The following is a 19622-nucleotide window of genomic DNA, read 5'->3' on the forward strand; positions in this document are numbered from 1 at the left end:
GGCCCGGTTCAGATTTTCGGGCCTACATCAGCTGGTGATGAGTCGCTGATGAGCAGATCAGTGAGACCAAGTTCCACTACGCAGGTGGCGGTATCAGCGGCTCCGGCGTAGATCAGCAGTGAATCCTCCTGTTGGATGATGCCAGTGGGGAACACCACATTTGGCACAAATCCCAGACATTCGTACTCCATTTCTGGTGTCAAGATCTGCTCTCCTGCGCTGAGAATCTTCGAGGGCTGATCGAGATCCAAAAGCAGCTTTCCAGCCCCATAGCTGCCGATGCCGCTTTCACCTTCGCCCTTATCGTTGCCGTGATAGATCACCAACCATCCCTCCCTTGTGCGGATCGGTGGTGTGCCCGCGCCGATGCGGCCGCAATCCCAGCCTGCACTAGAGCCCAGCAGGGGCTGGTGCTTGCCCCAATGCAGTAGATCGGGTGATGAGGCCAGCCAAATCTCCGGACGGGAAAAATCATGGGCAGTGGTGGGCCGATGCAGCGCGAAATACTGGCCGCCGATACGCTCAGGGAACAGCACCACATCCTTGTTTTCCGGGCAGAAGATCGGCCCGTGGAACTTGAAGGAGCTGAAATCAAGTGTAGAGGCCAAAGCTGTTGCCGCACCGTGGGGGGATACGGCTACATAGGTGATATAAAAATGACCATCAATTGGCGTGATGCGGGGATCCTCGATGCCATAGCTGTCACAGCCGAGGCTCGGCCGGAGGATTTGCTGCTCACTGGGCTCGATCTGGCGACCGTCGGCACTGCGAACCACGCGTAGATGGGAGGTGGAAGTGAGCCGCAGCAGGCCCGTTTCCCTGATCTTCACCACCCTGGCATCTTCAACAATCAGTTCCTGCTCAGCCAGCCAGTCGATAACTATTTTTCCTGCCTCCAGATCCCAGCGCGGCAAACCCACGAAACCCGGCCGGATCTGCCTAGGCGCCTCGGCAACCCTGATAAGTAGCACAACTCCCTGCTCCGTTGTGACGGCGCCTGGATTGAAGGCCCCAACAACCCGCATGTCGTCCTGGGAGGGGGCGAGCTGCTCAGGGGTCAGCAGGCAGCTGCTAAATAAACGGGGTCTCATCCGCCAGGCTCAGCTAGTTGCGTTGCCGCGCAGGCCATGGCAAGGGAGTTGCGGCCATTTTCCTCAGTGATCAGCCGTTGATGGGAACGATCGGCAATCCAGGCAATCTGGTCGGCGAACAGTGCCCGCAGCAGCTCGCAATAACGGCGCATCTTCTCGGCCTCCAATCCAGCATGAAGATCGATCTTCTGATAGGTGTCAAAGTCTTTGTGGCGTCCACGGGCCAGGCGCTTAGAGCCGCTATAGCTTTCGAGAACATCAAGCCTGGCGTCAGGGAAGATCTGCATCAACCTGCGCGATTGATCTTCATCAATCACGGCCCGCAGCCGCACCCGAGTAGGTACCCATTCCTCCAGGGTCAATTCACCGTGTTCAAATAGCAGCCTAAATTCCTGACGCTCCAGCCGCGCCGGCTGGGTGAAGCCGTGATAGAAGTTGATTAGGGCACCATTGCCGTAGCGCACTACGCACTGCACCTGCTCCTCAATGCCGGAGCCTGGGCGCAGAGTCCGCTGGGAGGAGACAACCTCTCCCTTCCCCAGCCAACCTTCGAACAGATCGAAGAAATGCACGCCATGTTCAATGAAGATGCCGCCACTTTTGCTGCGATCCCAGAACCAGTGCTCGGCTGAAAGCCCCTCATCGCCGGCGGCATTATCAAACCAGCCATGCAGGCACTCGCCGATCACTTTGGAATCGATCAGTTGGCGCACGGCCTCAAACAGCGGGTTGTAGCGCTGCATCAGGTTGGCGATGCAGAGGCGATCGCTGGAGCGGGCCAGCTGCAACAGCTCATCAGCTTGGGCCAGGCTTAGCACCAGCGGCTTTTCGCAGATCACATGCTTGCCTGCCTCCAGGGCTGCACGCACCTGGGCGTAATGGAGAAAGGGCGGCGTGGCGATGTAAACAAGGTCAACCTGATCAAGTTGGAGCAGGCTTTCCACTTCAAGGGTTTCAGCAACTCCAAAACGGCGGGCCATGGCGAGGGCCGCCTCTCGATGGGTGCCAGCCATGGCCACCAGCTCCGCCCCTTCAACTTGTAGAAACTGTTGGAGAGCAAACAGTCCAAACCCGCCTGCTCCAATGGCGCCGATGCGGATCTTATTCATGGCTTGGGGATTGAATGGCGAGCGAGTTCGATTAGTCGCATCTCCTGCAGAGCCAGGAGGAAAGCCAGAGTTGATTCGGCACCCTGGTTCATGTTGACGCTGTCGTCTTGAAGACCGTCGAAGCAGCCGCCAGTGCGTGCGTCATAGAGCGGCAGGTGCAGGTCGTTGTCGCCTAGGAACCAGGCAAATGCTCGCCAGGCCTCGCGGAGCCAGAAGCTATCGCCCGTAGCTGACCAGGCCTCAACGCAAGCCGACACTGAAGCGCAGGCCTCCAGTGGTTGCTGGTCGAAGGTGGCCCGCTGCTGGCCCCGGCGGTAGAAGCCATTGGAACCAATTGGCCTGAAATGGCCAGCTTCAGCGGTTTGCTCTGCCATCAACCAGCGCAGACTGCGCAGACCCACATCAAGGGCTTCGCTTCGATTCGACCAGCGGCCACTGAGGATCAGGGCGTGCGGCAGGGAAGCATTGTCGTAACTGAGCACATCCTCAAACCAGGGCCATTCATCACTGGAGTTTTGATCGAAGGCCACCAGCAACTGATCGGTGAGGGTATCGCGCATCAGATCGACGGTTCGATCACCACTCAGCGTGCGCAGATACTCGTGGATAGACTTGAGTCCAAGGGCCCAGGCCCGTGGACTCGTTGTTTTGGTGACCGAGGGCAGCGCCAGCTGAAACAGATCCACTGCCCAGTGGCGCAAATCATCGCGGCGGGATCTGCCTACACAGGCAGCCAGGGCTAGCAAGGTGCGGCCCAGGCAATCATCGGAGCCATCTTCATCGAGCCAGGTGCGCTCGAAGCTCATGAAGTTATGAAATCGGCAAGTTCCCGGGATGTAGGCATAGTTAATAAACGATGCATAACAAGTAGCCAATGCTTGAACGTCCGGGGTGGCATCGCCCGATTCTTCGAGCATTACAAGCAATTGCAGAGCGCGAACATTGTCATCCGTGCAATATCCTTCCTTGAAATTGGGAAATGTGAATTTGGCGTGCTGATAAATACCTGTTGAATCCGAGATTCTCTTCAGATGCTCAAGCCTTAAGGCCGGCAGCTCGCGCGGTTCCTGCTCCAGGGGCTTGATTGGGGAGTGCAGCACCACTCCGTTGCCACGCTCTAGCCTGGCTCGCTCAAATGAGCTGGCATAAAGTTCAGCTACCTGGCTCCAGATCATGCCCCTACCCAGTAGGTAGGCCTGCTTGCGCATGGCATGTCTACGCACTTCATCGATCAACAAACCGATCAGTGCCTCGGCAATTGCATCACTGTTGCGAAAGGGCACCAACACGCCCCGGTCTTCAGCAAGCAGCTCTTCTGCGTGCCAGTAGGGAGTGGAGATCACCGCCTTGCCGCAACCGAAGGCATAGGAGAGGGTGCCGGAAGTTATCTGATCACGGTTGAGGTAGGGAGTGATATAAATATCCGCAACACCAAGAAAATCCTTGAGCTCTTCAGCGCTCACAAAGCGGTTATAAAAGATTACCTGCTTTCTAACCCCAAGCTCAAGGGCAAGCCTTTCAAGACTTAAGCGATAGGTTTCGCCCTGCTCTCGTAGCAGGTGGGGATGGGTGGCACCCAATACGATATAGACGACCTCGGGGAATACCTTGACCACCTCAGGTAAGGCCCGGATAACGTTTTCTATCCCCTTGGCTGGCGAGATCAACCCAAAAGTAAGAAGAACTTTTTTGCCCTCAACACCAAACTGATCTTTGTAATAGTTGGGATCTACAAACGGCATGTCTGGCACACCATGGGGGATCACGTCTAGATGATCTGCTTGCAACCCGTAGATTTCCTCAAGAATTCGGCGCCCCCGTTCACTCATCACAATGATCCGTGCTGAAAGTGCGGCGAGCTCTTTCATCACATGCAGATGTTCTGCGCTGGGCTCCTCCAGGATCGTATGGAGTTGGGTAACCACAGGGATATGGACATGGCGCAAAAGCGTTAAGATATGCTTGCCAGCTGGGCCGCCATAGATGCCAAACTCGTGCTGGAGGCAGATGACATCCGTATCGGTGAGATTCAGGAAATCGGCAGCGCGGCGATAGCTGCTTAAATCCTGCTCCGCAATCTCAAAACGAACTTCCGGTGGATAGGCGTAGCCTTCGGGAACGTCGTTTACCGCAACGATGAAGCATTCGTTGTCGGCTGCGTCGTCGGAGAGAGCTCGATAAACCGAGTGTGAGAAGGTGGCGATCCCACATTTCCTTGGCAGATAGTCGCCAATGATTGCAATTTTTCGAGTAGATCTTGGCTTCAAGGATATTTCTCCAGAGGGTTGGCCTTCAATTCTCGCAATAACTCCTTAACGGATACGGTGGCAAAAGTGGCTGACTGATCGCTCATGGCGTAAGGTACGATCAGCTTATCGGCATGGATTAGTGATCCGCAACTATAGACAACATTCGGAACATATCCCTCTCTCTCCTCCTTGGTTGGCTCTAGCAGGGGCTCCTTGAGGCGGCCGATCACTTGGCTTGGATCGTTAATGTCGAGCAGAATCGCACCTATGGTGTATCTACGCATTGGTCCAACGCCATGGGTCAGTACCAGCCAGCCAGCTTCGGTTTCGATAGGCGAGCCACAGTTGCCAATCTGAACGAACTCCCAGGGGTAGGTGGGCCGCATCAAAATACGCTTTTCGTACCAGAAGTGCAGCTGGTCTGAATACATCAGATAGATATTCTCGCCATCCTGCCTGGAAAGCATGGCGTATGAGTCTCCCAGTTTTCTTGGGAATAGGGCCATGCCCTTATTTGCCACTTCAGGGCCATTTAAGGTGCTTATCTTGAACTGGGTGAAGTCTTTAGTTTCCAGCAACTGGGGGAAGACAAGCTGACCGTCATAGGCGCTATAGGTCGCATAATAGGTAGTCTGCCCGTTTTCTTCAAAAGCAACAAATCGAGCATCTTCAATGCCACGACTTTCGGTGGGAGAGGTGGGGAAGATAGCTCGCTCTGAGCAATCATCACCTGGGTCGAAGCTTAGCTCGTAGTTTGCGCGTGCCAGCGATAGTACGCTCTCCGCTATATGCATGCTGTCTGTATTGGCGAGACGGTCACTGCGCAGGGCCTGGTTGGTTAACTCCTTGAGTTCCTCAAAGCTGAAAAAATCAGGTAGCTGGTCCATTAGGCGCTGAGCAAGATGCGTAAGCAAGCCCATTTCAACAAGCTTTCGCTCGAAAAGATGCTTTTCATAGCTTGGGTTTGGATGCACATCAGCAGCTGCCACAAAGGGGCTCGGCTGATCAAGGGCGATGCCTCCCTCTCGGTTGATAACGCCAGTGCGAAAAACAATTGAGGAGATATGGCCTTCGCCCGTCGCCCGTAGGCTTAGGAGAAAGCGCATGCTGCCTTCATCGATTCCCGACTGATCCGGATGCCGCACGATTGACGGATTGAAGAGAGCCGCCGCTTCAAGGGAATATTCCAGCGTGAAATAGGCACCGATCAGCAGCCTTTCGCAGTGGTTTAGGGGCCGATCGGTGATCAGATGCTCGCTCACATGGCCGAAACGAGTGAGCAGAAAGGCCTGCAACTTTTCATGGCGGCCTTCAAAGCTCTCCAGCATGATGGCGGCTTCGCGCTCCGCCTCGGAGCGGCTTAGTGCCATGACCCGAGCAACAATTCGTTGAATGCGTTCCCTGCCACTCGGTTCGAAGGCCCTTAAAAACACCCGCGAAGGGTCCGGTCGAATTTGAATATTTGTTCTGTTGACCTGAAGTGACATGGTTTATAGCCTGCCTTAGGGATCAAAAAAGGCTAGAAATAAAAGGTCGGGTTCAAAAAGCAAGAATATTGTTGCCTTTGTGTTTGGTACCCGTTCAGGCCTGGATTAGTGCTGCGAATGTTTGCCTTCCTGCACCCTAGATGCTGGCTTCAATTTTGGTTGCATTTTAGGGAGACTCTGGAAAACGCAGGCCATCTGAGCGAGAATAGGGGCATAAACCAAGGCCAGGACTGAGGTGATGGGCGGCAAGCAGCTCGGGTTTACTGATTATGAGCAGAGCACCGCCAAAAAGCGCACAAAGCGTGAGAAGTTCCTGGCCGAGATGGAGAAAGTAGTCCCTTGGCAGGCACTGGTCGATCTGATTGAGCCTTACTACCCAAAGAGCAGCAGCAAAGGAGGCCGCCCGTCATATCCATTGGCCACAATGCTCCGGATTCACCTGATGCAGCAGTGGTACAGCCTCAGTGATCCAGCCATGGAGGATGCACTGATTGAAGTACCCACCATGCGGCGTTTCGCCGGCATCGAACTGATCAGCGACAAGATCCCTGATGAGACAACGATCCTGGCATTCCGGCATCTGCTTGAGAAGCACGACCTCGGCCAGAAGATTTTTGAGACGGTCAAGGCCCACCTCAAGCAGAGAGGCATGGCCATGAAGCAAGGCACGATCATTGATGCCACCTTGATCTCTGCTCCCAGTTCCACCAAAAATAAAACCGGTGAACGGGATCCAGAGATGCACCAGACAAAGAAGGGCAACCAGTGGTATTTCGGGATGAAGGTCCATATAGGGGTTGACAAGGACTCCGGCCTCATCCACTCAGTAGAAACCACCTCGGCCAATGTGCATGACATCACCCGAGCAGCCCAGCTCCTCCATGGAGAGGAAGAGGTGGTCTATGGAGATGCCGGCTATCAAGGGATTGATAAGCGGGCTGAGATTGCAAACAAGAGCATCACTTTTCGTGTTGCCATGAGGCCTGGAAAGCGGAGGGTCTTGCCAGATACGCCAGACGGAAGGTTGCTTGATTTAGTAGAGACGGCCAAGGCGCACATCAGGGCCAAGGTTGAGCACCCATTTCGTGTCATCAAGGAGCAGTTTGGCTTTAGAAAGACCAGATTGCGCGGAATGGCCAAGAACCACTGCAAAGTCAATGTTCTAGCAGCTCTGACGAATCTGTTTCTCGCTCGCGGGTACCTTCTGGCTACGGGATAGGCGCAGTATTGGTGTGCCTAATGGGCTCAATTTGTGCCCAAAACAGGCACAAAGTTGCTTTCAAAGAGTAAGAAGAAGGTGAATTGGAGCTGGATCACCCCGAAATCCACCCATCCTCAAAATTGGTCTGTGTTGCCGGCGTCAAACCCTCGTTGACCAGAGTCTCCTTAGGTAAAAAATATTTTCGATAAGTTCCCTTGATGCTGCGATTTCAGCAGCAGACTCACTTGCGACTCCAGTAGTCGTCCTTGCCTTGAGTTCGGCTTAGCTACTGCCGAACGAGTAACCCCTCCGCAGGGTCATCCAGGCGCTGGTCAGGAGCTGCTGCCGAGCGAGCTTGTTGTTGTTCCCACTTCTTCCCGCTTATCCCCTTTGCACCCCGCTGCCGCAGCGGGTGCGTTGCCGTTCTTGCTTGCGTTGCAGCCGCTCTGTGATGCCGAGCTCAGCGCCTTTCCAGAGCCGATTGATTTCAGAGGTGAAGTGCTCGGCGAGCAGGGGGGACTCAAACACCAGCAGGGTTTCGTCGTTCTGGTGGGCGGCTGAGGGGCTCCAGTTGAAGGAGCCGGTGATCACGGTGCGGTTGTCGATCACAGCCAGCTTGTGGTGCAGTTTGTCGCCGCTGGCCAGGCGTGGTGTGCCGACACTCTCCAGGGGGCGCTGCCAGGGGCGGTTCGCCGCCTCCACGCCGCAGCGGTGATCGGGCAGTTGGGTGCCGAGCAGATCGAGCACTTCGCTGAAGGCGCGGTTCGCAAAGCCGGGATCGGCCAGTAGCCGGATGGCCACCCCCTGCGCCTGCAGGCGGGCCATGACATCGGCCAGCCGTTGTTCAGAGAGTACGAATAGGGCGAGATCCAGCTGCTTGCGGCTGCCGGAGAGCAACTTCTCCAACACCAGCAGACCCTGGTGGGGATCGCTACGACGATGGGGGGCGAACAGGACCGTCACCGGCGTTGCCCCCACCAGCAACTTTTGGGGGGCTCCGCCGCCCTTGCCCAGCCCAAAGCGGCTGTCTGGCTGGCCGCCGGGGCCGTCGCCCCACATCCGCTCAAACTCGGCCACAAAGGAGTTGGCCAGCTCATGGCTGCGCAGGCGCAGCAGGTGGTTGACGTTGCCGCGGCTGCGGTCTGCACCCGGATCGCCGTGGATGCAGGAGGGGGTGAAATTGGCTGAGCCGGTCACCACCACCGCCCTGTCCACCACCATGAACTTGTGATGCATGAGGCCACTGCCAGCGCTGCCATCGGCGGTGTCATCGATCAGGGGCACGCCGGCCCGCTGCAGGATCGCCACAGCGTCTCCCCAACCGAGGGCCTTGAGCTGTTCATGGCGGGTGCGTTGGTGTGGGGCCAGATCGGCCGGATGTTCTTCGCTCCAGGGGCTGCTGTAGGTGTTTTCCAGCACCACCTTCACTGTCAGCCCCTCGCGGTGCTTAGCCGCCAGCGCTTCGGCCAGCTTCGGCAGCGACAGCTCCTGAACCGCTACCAGGATTTCCCGCCGCGCCGACTGAATACTTGCCAGCACGAAAGCCTCGAGATCGTCGCCCTGACGCCATTGACCGTTGATCGGGCTGCGGTAGCGGCTGGTTTCGGCGTGGTTGAAGGCCAGCTCGATCCCCTTGGGCAGGGGCTTGGGCTGGGCTGACTGGCCCAGTAGCTGGGCGTCTGCGCTGCAGCCAGCTAAAGCCAAGCTCACAAGGCTTGCCCAGGCGAAGGGGTGGCGCGGCGAAAGGTTGGCCATTGCAGCCCTGGGCGGTTGTACCCAGGGTTCCCACATCGGATCAATCTGGGGCTTTATCTAGTGGTGGCCGGGCATCTCGGCGGTCCGCAGCATCACCACGAACCAACCAGTACCAATCAACACAGCGCTGAGCATGGCTGCTGGCAGGCCGAAGCGCATCAACACAACCGGCACAATCAGCGGAAATGCCAAGGCTCCTGCCATCGGTGTGAGGGCGACGGCTGAGCGCTTCAGCGCCAAGGCTCGATTTAGAACCATTCGCTTACGGCCTTTTCGGCTGGGTTGCTGTTGTCCTCAGGGGTAGAGCGGCTGAATTCCAGGGTGATGTTGCGCTTCTGCTCGCCATCGGCGGCGACCGCCTCGATCGGATAAAGCTGCTGACCATCGCGGAAGGGCACTTGCACCCGGAAGGTGCCATCGGCGGAAAGGGGCACCTCCTCACCGCCAATGGTGAGGCGGGCAGCGGGATCGGTGGCCCCATAGACAATCAGCTCAGCATCAGCCACAAGCCAGAACGAGCGTTGACGGGAGGCGACCCCGCCGATGCCGGAGGCGTTGCGGCCACTGGCCCAGATGCCGGCACCAGAGGTGTTGAGTTCACTGGTGTCTAGGCCGGCTGCCTCTAGCTCATGGAAAGCCTCAGAACCCCTGCCAAGACTGCGCCAGCGGGCTGTAGCTGTTTGATATAGGCGTTCGTGCAGTCCTGAATCGGCTGGCTCCACCGGCATCGGCAGGATGGCTGGAGCCGTGTCCAGCGAAAAGGGCACGAACTGATCGAGTATTTGCTCGCTGGGGTGCTGGGCCGGTACCCGTGCCACTGAAGAGAAGGCCAGGGATATCCAGCCGCCGCCGCCTTTGCGGTAGCCGAGTTCCACCCGGTAATCCCGATCGCACAGGGGCACTGGCAAGTACCACTCGGTGGCATGGCTGTCGACCACCACTTCCTGCAGGGTGTGGGGGTGGGCTGAGCCGCCGGGCAGGCCAGTTACGTCGGCGACGCGCAGACAAAGCTGGGAGGCACCAGTTGCCAGGGCTGAGGCCCGATCGCTTTGGGAGATATCCCAGAACACGTAGGCCCACTGGGGATCGCGGGGCAGAAATACGACGCTGGTATTTGCTGAGCTGGGGCGGGGAGCTGGGGGTAGCTCTGCTTCGATTGCCTTGAGACTGATAGGCGTGTCCTCCTCATCCTGGCGATCATTGATGGCTGCCAGGAGTTCATCCTTGGACTTACGGCTGTACAAGCCCACCCCAAGGTCGCTAGCGACCTGGCGAAGCTGACGCAGGGTCATGCGTGCCAATGCGGTGAATGCTTGAGTCACAGCAACAGATTTCTTTTGGGATCAGTGTGGACGAGTTTCTCCTGACTCGGGTAGCTCGATCTAGAGCCGTCAGTAGATGCTGACGGCCTGGGTGCTGATGGCCCATAAAAAAGGGCGGCCTTTTGACCGCCCGGGGATTTAGTTGGAGACTGGCTTCAGCGGCCGATGCTGCGGTAAGGAACCTTGGACAGATAGTCCATGCTGACGCTGCCGGATGCAGCGCCTTGGCTGCGCATTGCAGGCAGATTGCGCACCCAGGGGAGGTAGTCCTCGGGGAAGCCGCCACGGCGCTGACCGGAGCGAGCGGGGATCGTTTTGGCGGTGCCGGTGTACACAAGTTGGGGGAAGCCCAAGATGCCGCGGTAATAGGCCTCGTATCGCGGAGTGGTGATGTTGAAGGGGGTTTCGCCCAGATCGCGGGAGCCCACCACGCGGTTGCGGTGGAAGGGAACGGTGTCGTAACCGAAGGCGTCCAGGTATTCCTGGCCGTTGAGGATGTCGTCAACCATGCCCTTGACCCCGCGGGTCATCAGCACGGCCGCCCAGGCGATCTCCTCAGACCTGCCGTGGGTGGGGCGACCCAGCAGCTTTTCCACCAGGTGGCGCACCACTCGGTAATTGCTGTTCAGGTTGTAGAAGCTGCGGGTGAAGGTGTCTGAGAGACACAGGGAGCGAATGAAATCCCGCACACTCATTTGGCCGTTGCGCAGCTGGCTCTCCAATGTCGAGTTGCGGTCGACCTTGAAGGCATAAAAGAAAATCTGTCGGTAACACGACTCAATGACCAGATTTAGGTCTTTGGGATCCATTGCCCTGTCCATGGACATGGGTTTGGGGTCCTCATCCGAACCCACCCGAAGCGGGTCAACCCGCGAGTTTTGGGTAGTGGGCGCGTATTTCAGGAGGGGCAGGGCCACACAACTTCATCATCCGTCGTTGCTGATCGTAGAAGTGCAGCCGCGGCCGGGTTCGGCTGGCCGAGACAGGGCTCACAGTCCGTAACGTTCGTCACCATCCCAGGGGAGACAGGGGCTGCTCGGAAACGGGCTCTTGGGCTGGGGGTTTGGCCCCAGGCTGCGGGCTGTCTAGCAGCCGTGTCTCGACGCAGAAGGACGCCGTATTGGAGAGGCCCTCCACCGTGCTGGTGCGCAGACGCACGTTGGGGCCGGCAAAGCTGAATCGCTCCAGGCTGGCCATGGTTTCGTAGCCGGTGGTGAGCAGTAGACCGTCGCGCTCGTCCATGGCGAAATGACCTGCCACGGGGGCGGTTTCGGCGTAGCCGCGGTCGCGCAAAAGCAGGCCGGACCGGCCGAGCTCATCGGTGGGGATCAAGCCGAAAACGCTTTCCCCCTCGTGGGCTTCTCCTGCCTTATCCCACGCCATTGAGGCGTTCCAGGTCACCCGGCAGCCCCCAGCGAGGCCGGCGGGATTTTCGCCGTGGAGCTCGGCGATGGCGATCAGGCGGGGGTCGGCCGCGGCGATCTCCACCACCTCAATAAAGGAGCCGCCCGCCTCAGCTCGCCGGTGCAGCAGGTGATGGCTGCTGCGCTGGGAGCGCCAGCGACCGCAGCTAAGGCGGAAAAAGCTGAGGGCGTCGGCGATCGACTCGGAATGGATTTCGCTCACTGGCGTGCCGGGGCTGGGGCTGTGGCTGTGGCGATGATCGCAAGCCGCGGCGATTAGGTCGCCCAGCTCTAGGGTCAATGGCGCCCGGTTCAGGGTTGCGGCCAGTTGCTGCAGCTGCCCGCCCGCCGCCTCTAACTGCTCCACCAGAACTGCCTGGAAGCAGGGGGCGTCGGCGAGCGCGGGCTGCTGGCTGGCCCAGGCGCGCATCGCGTCACGGCCTGGCAGGGCCCCTGCGGGCTGGTGGGCTGCGATCGCCTGCAGGCTGCGCAGGCTGTGGGCCAGAAGGCGCAGATGGTGCCGCTCCAAGGCAGGCAGGAGGGTGGCCTCCAGCTCCGCCAGTTCTGCTGCTGAAAGCGGACTTTGGGCCTGGGGTGGCTGTGCTTCAGTCGTCACGGCAGGGAGTCAGGCGAAAGCCGCAAGAGTGACCCTTCTCCAAGCGCCATTGCACCCGATCCACCTGACAGTCGGGAAAGGTGTAGCGAATTAGCTGTAGCTCTTGGTCGCAGATGCAGGGGAATTGCTCGGCGATGCGCATCACGGAACAGTGAAATTCACTGAGCATCCAGGCTTGAGGGTTGCCGGCATCTTGGGAACATTCCGCCAGGTAGCCCTCTTGCCGGCGTAGATCCACTAGTTGCTCCAGTCGCTCTTGAAGCGAGCCAGCGCCGATGCGGTGGCGGTAGGCGTCAGCCTGCTGAATGGCTTGAAGTTCTAGGAGTCCCTGCAGGGTTTCAGGTGGCAGGTTGCCAGCCAGAGATTGCAGCAGGCCGAGGGCGAAATGGTCGCTGCCATCGGGAAATTGCCCCTGCCCCTTGGCGGTAAGGCGCCAATAATTACTGGGCCTGCCCGGACCCTCCGCCGAAGGACTTGCCTCGACCAGGCCATCGTCTTCTAGGCCCCGCAAATGGCGACGCACAACCTGCACCGACATCGCCAGGTGTGCGGCTAGGGCGCTCGCGGTGGCCTCTCCATGCCTAACCAGCAAGGTGAGGACCGTATCCCGGGTGGATGCCGGATCGGCGTGCTGGTGAATGATTTCGGGAATGGCGCTCACGGCAAAGGCCGGTTGAGACAACGATGCCACGACTGGCGGGAGGTTGGGGATTGGGCCCCGCTGGCAGCCTTGGTGTCTTAGGCTCATTCACTAACGAAACAAATTGGTTTCGTAATGGTCTGCCGGCAAATCCGATTGCTAGCTGCCGATGGCACCGGATTCCGAGGTGCTGTTTGACTACCGCCTTCTGATCACCTTCCCTTTCGAGCCATGTCCGACACTCCGGCCAGTTCGACCGCTGAGAGCCCCGCAGGGAGCTCGCCGGCGCACACCGACAGCTTGGAGGTGATCCGAAAGTTTGCTGAAACCTACGCGCAGCGCACCGGTACTTACTTTTGTAGTGATCCCGGTGTGACCGCGGTGGTGCTTGCTGGCTTGGCCAAGCACAAGGATGAGCTTGGTGGTGCCCTATGCCCCTGCCGTCATTACGAGGACAAGCAGGCAGAGGTTTCCCAAGCCTTTTGGAACTGCCCTTGCGTGCCCATGCGGGAGCGTAAAGAGTGCCACTGCATGCTGTTTCTCACCGAGGACAATGCTTTCCGTGGTGACCAACAGACAATTTCCCTAGACGAAGTTAAAGCCCTTACTGCCAGCTGAGTCGGTTTACCTCAATGAGTACTGCAACCGTTGGCGATCTAGTTTCACAGCCGTATAAGCACGGTTTCGTTACTGATATTGAAACTGAAAAGATCGCCAAGGGTCTGAGTGAAGACGTTGTGCGTCTGATCTCCTCCAAGAAAAGTGAGCCTGAGTTTTTATTGGCTTTTCGGCTGCGGGCCTACCGCCAATGGCTGAATATGCAGTCACCAGATTGGGCGGCACTGGGTTACCCGCCGATTGATTATCAAAATATTATTTACTACGCAGCTCCTAAGCAGCAGGAGAAAAAAGCCAGTCTTGACGAGGTCGATCCCAAGCTGCTGGAAACATTCGAAAAGCTTGGCATCCCCCTAAGTGAGCAGAAGCGCCTCTCCAACGTGGCAGTTGATGCTGTTTTTGACAGTGTCTCAATCGCCACCACCTATCGTGAAAAGCTTGCAGAGCATGGGGTTGTTTTCTGCTCAATTAGTGAGGCTGTAAAAGAATATCCAGGCTTGGTAGAGAAATATCTTGGCACAGTCGTTCCAAGTAATGACAACTATTTTGCGGCCCTAAATTCTGCGGTTTTTAGTGATGGTTCTTTTGTTTTTATACCCAAGGGTGTGGCCTGCCCGATGGAGTTGTCCACTTACTTCCGGATCAATTCTGCCGATACTGGTCAGTTTGAGCGCACTTTGATTATCGCCGAAGAGGGTGCTTCGGTTAGCTACTTGGAGGGGTGCACGGCCCCTATGTTTGATACCAATCAACTCCATGCAGCCGTTGTGGAGTTGGTAGTACTTGATGATGCTTCTATCAAATACTCAACGGTTCAGAACTGGTACGCCGGTGACGAGCATGGCGTAGGTGGCATTTATAACTTCGTGACAAAGCGTGGCCAGTGCCGGGGCGACCGCAGCCGAATTAGTTGGACTCAGGTGGAAACTGGATCAGCAATCACTTGGAAGTATCCCAGTTGTGTGCTGCAAGGTGCTGATTCGGTGGGCGAATTTTATTCAGTTGCCCTCACTAATAACTATCAGCAGGCTGATACTGGTACCAAGATGATTCACGTCGGTCCGAGGACCCGCTCAACCATTGTCAGTAAAGGCATCAGCGCTGGTCATTCTTCTAATAGCTATCGCGGCCTTGTCCAAATCGGGCCTAAAGCGGTAGGGGCTAAGAATTACAGCCAGTGCGATTCGATGTTGATTGGCGATCAGGCTGGCGCTAATACCTACCCCTATATCCGCTCTCAGCAACCGGATGCCGCAGTGGAGCATGAGGCAAGCACTTGCCGCATCTCCGCAGACCAACTCTTTTATCTGCAAAGCCGGGGCATTGGTTTTGAAGAGGCTGTTTCGATGATGGTCAGCGGTTTTTGCCGCGACGTGTTCAATCAACTGCCAATGGAATTTGCTGCTGAGGCAGACAAATTGCTTGCCCTCAAGCTCGAGGGATCCGTGGGCTGAGCCGCGCCGGTCTGTTCTATCTGTTCGTTCCCCCTTTCCCGCCTTTCCTTACCTGCTGTGATTCGCCCAGACTCCCCGGTATTGCTCGAAATTTCTGACTTGCACGCGCGGGTTGAGGAGCAGCCAATCCTTAAGGGGGTGAACCTCACGATCCGAGCTGGTGAAATCCACGCAGTGATGGGGCGTAATGGCAGTGGCAAAAGCACACTTTCCAAAGTGCTGGCCGGCCATCCCGCCTACACGGTCACAGCCGGGTCGGTTTCATATATGGGCTCAGACCTGCTTGAGCTAGCGCCAGAACAGCGCTCCCGCTTGGGCTTATTCCTGGGATTTCAATATCCGGTGGAGATCCCGGGGGTTAGCAACCTTGAATTCCTACGGGTGTCCACTAACGCCCGCCGCGCTCAAATGGGTGAGGAGGAGCTGGACACCTTTGCTTTCGAGGACCTTGTGCGCGAGCGCCTCAAGGTGGTGCAAATGGATCCGGCCTTCTTAGATCGCAGTGTCAACGAAGGCTTCTCCGGTGGCGAGAAAAAGCGCAACGAGATCTTGCAGATGGCCCTACTTGAGCCTTTGGTGGCGATCCTCGATGAAACCGATTCTGGCCTCGATATCGATGCTCTACGCATCGTGGCTGATGGCGTTAATCAACTAGCTGGCCCCGAAAATGCCACCTTGCTGATCACCCACTACCAGCGCCTGCTGGATCTGATCACCCCCGATTACGTCCATGTGATGGCTGCGGGCCGGATCCTGCGCACCGGAGGCAAGGAGCTGGCCTTGGAGCTTGAGCGCACTGGTTACGAATGGGTGGATCAGGCGCTGGCCAGCCTGGGCCAGGAACCTGCGGAGGTGCTGTGATGCCAGCTGCGGTTATGCCAAATACTGCCGATTGGCTCACCCAACTTGCTGGCGCTCCCCTGCCGGGGCGAAGTCAGGAGGAGTGGCGATTCACTGGCCTGGCTGCCCTAGAAGCCTTGGCGCCCGAGCTCTGGAGTGGTGTCGATCCATTCGCCCAACTCAGCTTGCCCGCTGGCATTAGCCGCATCGGAGCTGATCAGGCGCAGGGTTTGCAGCAGCAGGTGCTCAAAGCCACAGGCGGCACCGATGCTTGGTCGGTGCGGCTTAATCAAGGCGCTTCGCCCCGCTGTCTGGCCTTGCGGGTGGCTGGAGCAGCAGATCCGTTGCAATTGCATTTTGACGCCGGCGCGGAGCCGGGTCTGCGGGCACTGCAGCTGGTGCTCGTGCTTGAGGAGGGCGCCAGCCTGGAGCTGCTTATTCAGCACGGCTCCAGTGGCCCCAATGCCACCAGCTTGGTAGCGGTGGCCCAGCTTGGCCGCGGCGCCCAGCTCAATCTGGGGTTACTGGCGCCTGGCGATGCCCGCGCCAGCCTGCTCAGCCACCTGTCGATCACTCAGGCCCCCGCCAGCTCCCTGCAAGTCACCACCGCGGTTGGGGGTTGGGCCCTGAGCCGGCTCGAGCCCTGCATCAGCCAGCTCGAGGGAGCGGCCCACACCCGGCTGCGGGCCCTGCAGCTGGTGGATGGCCAGGAGCTGGCCGACACCCACAGCCAAGTGCGTTTTGAAGGCCCCGATGGCCAGCTCGATCAGCTCCACAAGGTGGTAGCTGATGGGGCCGGACGCAGCGTGTTCAACGGGGCTGTGCGTGTGCCGCGCAGCGCCCAGCAAACCAACGCCACCCAGCTCAGCCGCAGCCTGTTGCTCTCCGATCGGGCTCGAGTGGATACCAAACCCGAGCTTGAAATCGTCGCGGACGATGTCAAGTGCGCCCACGGCGCCACGATTAGTCGGCTCCAGCAAAACGAGCTTTTTTATCTGCAGAGCCGGGGTATTGGCGCTGAACAAGCCTCACGGTTGCTGTTGCGGGGCTATTGCGAGGAGGTGTTGCGCGAGCTTCCCGCGGCGGCGGCGGCCCTGAATCCGCTAAAGCTGCTGCTGCGGGAGCATCCATGACCACCACCTCCAGCGCAGCAGTAACCACCACCGCATCTCCCACCAGCCTTGAGGTGGTTACGCCGAATCTTGCTGCCCTCACCCGGCCTGATTTCCCCCTGCTGGCCCAAACGGCTTGCCTTGGCCAGCCGCTGATCTACCTCGATTACGCCGCCACCAGCCAGAAGCCCCGTCAGGTATTGGCGGCCCTGCAGCACTACTACGACCACGACAACGCCAACGTGCACCGCGGCGCCCACCAGCTCAGTGCTCGCGCTACTGAAGGCTTTGAGGCAGCCCGCAGCAAAACTGCCACCTTCATCGGTGCGGCCAATGCGCGAGAAATCGTGTTCACCCGCAATGCCAGCGAGGCGATCAACTTGGTGGCTCGCAGCTGGGGCGAGGCCAACCTGGACCCCGGTGATGAGGTGTTGCTCACGGTGATGGAGCACCACTCCAACCTGGTCCCCTGGCAGCTGCTGGCGGCGCGCACTGGCTGCGTGCTGCGCCATGCGGGCCTCACCGAGAGCGGTGAGCTGGATCTGGAGGATCTGCGCGGCCAGATCAGCGAGCGCACCAAGCTCGTAAGCCTGGTGCAGGTGAGCAATACCCTCGGCTGCCTCAATCCGATTGAGCAAGTGGTGGAGCTGGCCCACGCCGCCGGGGCTCTGGTGCTGGTGGATGCCTGTCAGAGCCTGCCCCACCTGGTGGTGAATGTGGCCCGGCTGGGCTGTGATTTCTTGGTGGGCAGCTCCCATAAGCTTTGCGGCCCCACAGGCATGGGCTTTCTTTGGGCCCGCGAGGCTCTGCTGGAGTCGATGCCGCCCTTCCTGGGCGGAGGCGAGATGATCCAGGACGTGTACCTCGATCACAGCAGCTGGGCCGAATTGCCGCACAAATTTGAGGCGGGCACCCCGGCTATCGGCGAGGCGATCGGCATGGGTGCCGCCCTCGACTACCTCAGTGCCATTGGTCTCGAACGCATCCACGCCTGGGAGCAGCTGCTCACCCGCCAGCTGTTTGCGCGTCTCCAGGCGATCGAGGGGGTCCGCATCTTGGGTCCCACCCCCGATCAGCAACCCGATCGCGGCGCCCTGGCGGCATTCACGGTGGATGGCCTGCACGCCAACGACATCTCCGCCCTGCTGGATTCAGCCGGCATCTGCATCCGCAGCGGCCATCACTGCACCCAGCCCCTGCACCGCCTCTACGGCCTCCCCGGCTCAGCCAGAGCCAGCCTGGGCTTCACAACCACCCCTGAAGAGATCGACCGCTTCGCTGAGGAGCTTGAGGGCACGATCACCTTTCTGCGCGAGCACAGCTAGTTGGCTGGTAATTCGTCCAGGGCAGTGGCGGCCGCCAGTTCACCGGCTTCGATTGCTCCCTCGAAATAGCCCGGCCAGCGGGGGGAAGCCTCGCTGCCCGCCCAGATCACCCGGCCGTGATTGGCAGCTACTAGCCGGGCTGGGCCCGTCCAGGTGCCAGGGATCACGAAGCTGGTAAAGGCGCCGCCGCTCCAGGGCTCCTTGTTCCAGTCCTGCTCCACCAGCTCAAGCGGCTTTGCCGCATCTGGCCCCCAGTAGGCCACTAGATCGTCAATGACCAGCTGCCGCCGCTGCAGGGCTGGCATGGCGCCAAGCCTCAGGGCGCGCTCGCCAGCGACGAAGCCGGCTAACACGGCCGGCTGGCCTTCCGGAGGTCCGCTGTCGGCGGTGAGCTCCAGGAACGGCAGATCGCCGCTCCCCAGGCCGTTGAGGCCCTGCTCGCGCCAGAAGGGCCGGGCATAGATGGCCAGAATTTTGATCATTGCTCCCATGGGTGAGCGCTGCAGCAGGGAGCTAAGGGCTGCGGGCAGGGCCGGCTCGAAGCGGATCGCCAGCCGCAGCGGTGGCGGGATGGCCACGATGGCGCTGGCGGCGTGATGCCGCTCCCCGCTGCTGTCCAGCAGGCAAACGCCGTTGCTGTTTTGAACGATGGCTTGCACGGCCCGGTTCAGCAGCAGGCTGCCGGGCGCTTGGGCCTCCAGGGTTGAGGCCAGCCGCTGGGCAACAGCTCCGGCCCCACCGCGCACCAGCCAGGCCTCCGGGCTCTCCGCCTGGGGGGCGACGGCCTGGGTCCAGGCCAGGTGCAGGATCGAAGCCTCCCAGGGTTCAAAGCCGCCGGAGCCGCCCATGCGGCAAAGCCAGTCGAGGGGTAGGCGGGCTAGGGGGACGGTGGTGTGGCGCTCGGCCCACTGCGCCACCGTGAGGCGGTCGAGCTGCTCGGCATCGGGGGTGCGCCAAGGCTGGAGAGGATCCACTTGGGCCACCAGGGCGGTGAAGGCCCGCTGCAGGAGCTGAAAGGCGTCCAGCTCCGCTGCAGTCAGGCCGAGGCTCTCAGGGTTAAAGAAGAGATGGCTTGACGCAAAGTCTTTTGCCAGGGGTGCTTCCACCCTGTTGCCGCGCCAGTGGAAGACGCCGCGGTCGCCGTAGTGGCTGGCAAAGCGCTCGAGTGCCAGCTCATCCAGCAGGGCCGCGAAGCGGTGGTGGCTGGCGCCGCCCCACTGGCCGCCCAGGTCAATGACGCTGCCATTGGCGCTGGTGCTGCTCAGCATGCGCCCGCCCACCCGGTTCCGGGCTTCCAGCACCCGCACAGCGCGGCCGGCGCTTTGCAGCCGGCGGGCAGCCACCAGGCCCGAGAGCCCGGCGCCCACGATCAGCACATCCACCTTTTTAGTCATGGCTTG

At 59.3% G+C, this 19622-nt stretch carries 17 protein-coding genes; 6 read left to right on the top strand and 11 right to left on the bottom strand.

What is annotated here, in order from left to right; all coding sequences use genetic code 11:
• Positions 1-8: 8 nt before the first annotated feature.
• From KBZ22_RS10370 to KBZ22_RS10385, 4 genes are read right to left on the bottom strand one after another with little or no spacing between them, the layout of a single operon-like run.
• A complete protein-coding gene (locus tag KBZ22_RS10370; protein ID WP_255021909.1) occupies positions 9-1091 on the bottom strand; it encodes a glycoside hydrolase family 130 protein in 1083 nt (360 codons plus the stop codon).
• Entirely contained in the window at positions 1088-2200 is a 1113-nt protein-coding gene (locus tag KBZ22_RS10375; protein WP_255021910.1) for a Gfo/Idh/MocA family protein, read from the bottom strand. The genes KBZ22_RS10370 and KBZ22_RS10375 overlap by 4 nt, the downstream gene beginning before the upstream one ends.
• Positions 2197-4467, bottom strand: a complete 2271-nt coding sequence (locus KBZ22_RS10380) for a glycosyltransferase family 4 protein (RefSeq protein ID WP_255021911.1) — start codon at positions 4465-4467, stop codon at positions 2197-2199. Before KBZ22_RS10380 ends, KBZ22_RS10375 begins: the two co-directional genes overlap by 4 nt.
• Entirely contained in the window at positions 4464-5936 is a 1473-nt protein-coding gene (locus tag KBZ22_RS10385; protein WP_255021912.1) for a glycoside hydrolase family 130 protein, read from the bottom strand. Before KBZ22_RS10385 ends, KBZ22_RS10380 begins: the two co-directional genes overlap by 4 nt.
• A gap of 238 nt (positions 5937-6174) precedes the next feature.
• Here KBZ22_RS10385 and KBZ22_RS10390 point away from each other — a divergent pair, with 238 nt between their 5' ends.
• Complete coding sequence (locus KBZ22_RS10390; protein WP_255021913.1) at positions 6175-7155, top strand: IS5 family transposase; 981 nt, start codon at positions 6175-6177, stop codon at positions 7153-7155.
• Positions 7156-7518: 363 nt separating this feature from the next.
• Here KBZ22_RS10390 and KBZ22_RS10395 read toward each other — a convergent pair whose 3' ends face one another.
• The 6 genes from KBZ22_RS10395 to sufR form a co-directional block, all read right to left on the bottom strand.
• Positions 7519-8892, bottom strand: a complete 1374-nt coding sequence (locus KBZ22_RS10395; protein WP_255021914.1) for a phosphatidylserine/phosphatidylglycerophosphate/cardiolipin synthase family protein — start codon at positions 8890-8892, stop codon at positions 7519-7521.
• A gap of 57 nt (positions 8893-8949) precedes the next feature.
• Positions 8950-9132, bottom strand: coding sequence for a hypothetical protein (locus KBZ22_RS10400; protein ID WP_255021956.1), 183 nt, complete (start codon positions 9130-9132; stop codon positions 8950-8952).
• An 8-nt stretch (positions 9133-9140) separates the two neighbouring features.
• Complete coding sequence (locus KBZ22_RS10405) at positions 9141-10184, bottom strand: DUF4912 domain-containing protein (RefSeq protein ID WP_255021915.1); 1044 nt, start codon at positions 10182-10184, stop codon at positions 9141-9143.
• A 185-nt stretch (positions 10185-10369) separates the two neighbouring features.
• Positions 10370-11131 carry a phycobilisome rod-core linker polypeptide gene (locus tag KBZ22_RS10410; RefSeq protein ID WP_255021916.1) on the bottom strand — a complete coding sequence of 254 codons (762 nt, stop codon included), beginning with the start codon at positions 11129-11131 and terminating at the stop codon, positions 10370-10372.
• Between the two features lie 91 nt (positions 11132-11222).
• Positions 11223-11831 (bottom strand): phycobiliprotein lyase, encoded by a 609-nt coding sequence (locus KBZ22_RS10415; RefSeq protein ID WP_255021953.1) that lies wholly within the window; start codon positions 11829-11831, stop codon positions 11223-11225.
• 391 nt (positions 11832-12222) lie between these two features.
• Positions 12223-12894 carry an iron-sulfur cluster biosynthesis transcriptional regulator SufR gene (gene sufR, locus KBZ22_RS10420; RefSeq protein ID WP_255021917.1) on the bottom strand — a complete coding sequence of 224 codons (672 nt, stop codon included), beginning with the start codon at positions 12892-12894 and terminating at the stop codon, positions 12223-12225.
• A gap of 210 nt (positions 12895-13104) precedes the next feature.
• Between sufR and KBZ22_RS10425 the strand changes: the two genes are divergently transcribed.
• From KBZ22_RS10425 to KBZ22_RS10445, 5 genes are read left to right on the top strand one after another with little or no spacing between them, the layout of a single operon-like run.
• Positions 13105-13491 (top strand): ferredoxin-thioredoxin reductase catalytic domain-containing protein, encoded by a 387-nt coding sequence (locus KBZ22_RS10425; protein ID WP_255021918.1) that lies wholly within the window; start codon positions 13105-13107, stop codon positions 13489-13491.
• A gap of 14 nt (positions 13492-13505) precedes the next feature.
• The gene (gene sufB / locus KBZ22_RS10430) at positions 13506-14945 is read left to right on the top strand and encodes a Fe-S cluster assembly protein SufB (RefSeq protein WP_255021919.1); all 1440 of its coding nucleotides are present in this window, start codon (positions 13506-13508) and stop codon (positions 14943-14945) included.
• Between the two features lie 57 nt (positions 14946-15002).
• Entirely contained in the window at positions 15003-15806 is an 804-nt protein-coding gene (gene sufC, locus KBZ22_RS10435) for a Fe-S cluster assembly ATPase SufC (RefSeq protein WP_255021920.1), read from the top strand.
• A gap of 14 nt (positions 15807-15820) precedes the next feature.
• Positions 15821-16918, top strand: coding sequence for a SufD family Fe-S cluster assembly protein (locus KBZ22_RS10440; protein ID WP_255021921.1), 1098 nt, complete (start codon positions 15821-15823; stop codon positions 16916-16918).
• The gene (locus KBZ22_RS10445) at positions 16915-18222 is read left to right on the top strand and encodes a SufS family cysteine desulfurase (RefSeq protein ID WP_255021922.1); all 1308 of its coding nucleotides are present in this window, start codon (positions 16915-16917) and stop codon (positions 18220-18222) included. The genes KBZ22_RS10440 and KBZ22_RS10445 overlap by 4 nt, the downstream gene beginning before the upstream one ends.
• On the opposite strand, the gene KBZ22_RS10450 is transcribed toward KBZ22_RS10445, so the two are convergent.
• Positions 18219-19616 carry an FAD-dependent oxidoreductase gene (locus KBZ22_RS10450; RefSeq protein ID WP_255021923.1) on the bottom strand — a complete coding sequence of 466 codons (1398 nt, stop codon included), beginning with the start codon at positions 19614-19616 and terminating at the stop codon, positions 18219-18221. The two genes, KBZ22_RS10445 and KBZ22_RS10450, sit on opposite strands and share 4 nt — an antisense overlap.
• Between the last annotated feature and the right edge of the window lie 6 nt (positions 19617-19622).

It is taken from the genome of Cyanobium sp. L1E-Cus (genome assembly GCF_024345755.1).
GTDB lineage: Bacteria > Cyanobacteriota > Cyanobacteriia > PCC-6307 > Cyanobiaceae > Cyanobium_A > Cyanobium_A usitatum.